2 protein-coding genes are annotated in these 1,666 nt (G+C 62.0%); one reads left to right on the forward strand and one right to left on the reverse strand.

The features are described from left to right. Nucleotides 1-531 (forward strand): winged helix-turn-helix domain-containing protein (locus DBR24_RS29585; RefSeq protein WP_256591976.1); only part of this gene is annotated, 531 nt, incomplete at its 5' end. A 141-nt stretch (nt 532-672) separates the two neighbouring features. On the opposite strand, the gene DBR24_RS29590 is transcribed toward DBR24_RS29585, so the two are convergent. Next, the coding region (locus DBR24_RS29590; RefSeq protein WP_128616472.1) for a patatin-like phospholipase family protein at nt 673-1,666 on the reverse strand (994 nt) is incomplete at its 5' end.

Consider the following 1,666-nt stretch of genomic DNA (forward strand, 5'->3'; position numbering starts at 1 on the left):
GGTCTGCCGGACATGGACGGCCAGCAAGTGCTGCGCGAATTTCGCGAGTGGGCCACGGCGCCGGTGCTGGTGCTGTCGGTGCGCGCCAGTGAAGGGCAGAAGGTGCAGGCGCTGGATGGCGGCGCCAATGACTACGTGACCAAGCCGTTCGGCATTCAGGAGTTTCTCGCACGAATCCGCGCGCTGTTACGTCAGGCGCCGGCGGGAGAAGCGCAACAGGCGGCGTTGAGTTTCGGCCCGCTGACCGTCGACCTCGCCTATCGCCGGGTGCTGCTCGACGGGGTCGAAGTGGCGCTGACCCGCAAGGAATACGCCGTGCTGGCGCAACTGGCACGGCATCCGGGACGGGTGATCACCCAGCAGCAATTGCTCAAGGACATCTGGGGGCCGACCCATACCGAGGACAGTCATTATTTGCGGATTGTGGTGGGGCATTTGCGCCAGAAACTCGCGGATGATCCGACGCAGCCGCGGTTTATCGTGACGGAGGCGGGGGTTGGGTATCGCTTGTTGAGTGAGAACAGTCTGTAGGTTTTGTGTTGGCTGGTCTGGCCTCTTCGCGGGCAAGCCCGCTCCCACAGTGGACGGTGTGCAACACACATTTCAGTAACACCCGAGAACCCTGTGGGAGCGGGCTTGCCCGCGAAGAGGCCCGGTCAGGCTGCCGGGATTTCAGCCCTGCTCGCTGTCATAGCGATCCAGCGTATCCCGGGCAATCTCCCGTCCCAGTGCGATCAACTCCGGCGCCTTGTAAAACTCGAAAAACCGGCACACCCGTTTCGGCACGTTGATCAGGATATCCGGCGGATACCCGGCGATCTTGTACTGCGCCAGCGAGGTCTGCATCACCTCGAAACTCTGGTTGATCAGGTCGAGCAACGACGCCGGGCCGACGTTGTCGATGATGAACGAACCGGTCGCCGACTTCGGTGCGCCTTCACGCTCGGGGGCGGCCGCCGGTTGCTGGCTCTCCGGCCCGACACCTTCGAGCCACGGGTTGATGTCTGCCGCCTCGGCGCGCAACGCTTCCTGCTCAAGCATCAGTAATTGCTCGGCCTGTTTGCGGCGGAATGGCATCTTCGAACCCAGTGACGCGATCAGACTGTCAAACCGCGAGCGGAACGCGGCGGGGCGCTGGATCACCGGCAATTGGTAATGGCGCTGGTTGGTCGAGTTGAGATTGACCGCGATGATCAGATCACAATGGCTGGACACTACCGGCACGATCGGCAACGGGTTGAGGATGCCGCCGTCGACCAGCATGCGATTGCCTTGCATCACCGGGGTGAACAGGCTGGGAATCGCCGCCGAGGCGCGCATGGCCTGGTGCAGGCAACCTTCCTGAAACCAGATCTCCTGCTGGTTGGTAAGGTCGGCGGCGACAGCGGTGTAGGGGATGCGCAGGTCCTCGATATTGATTTCGCCGACGATCTTGCGGATCTGCCCGAAGACTTTCTCGCCACGAATCGCGCCGAGGCGAAAGCTCACGTCCACCAAGCGCAGCACATCGAGGTAATCCAGGCTTTCGATCCAGTTGCGGTACTCGTCGAGTTTGCCGGCGGCGTAAATTCCGCCCACCACGGCGCCCATCGAACAACCGGCAATACAGGCGATGTCGTAACCGCGTCGTTCGATTTCTTCAATGACCCCGATATGGGCATAACCC

This window comes from Pseudomonas sp. HMWF006, from assembly GCF_003061205.1.
Lineage (GTDB): Bacteria > Pseudomonadota > Gammaproteobacteria > Pseudomonadales > Pseudomonadaceae > Aquipseudomonas > Aquipseudomonas monsensis.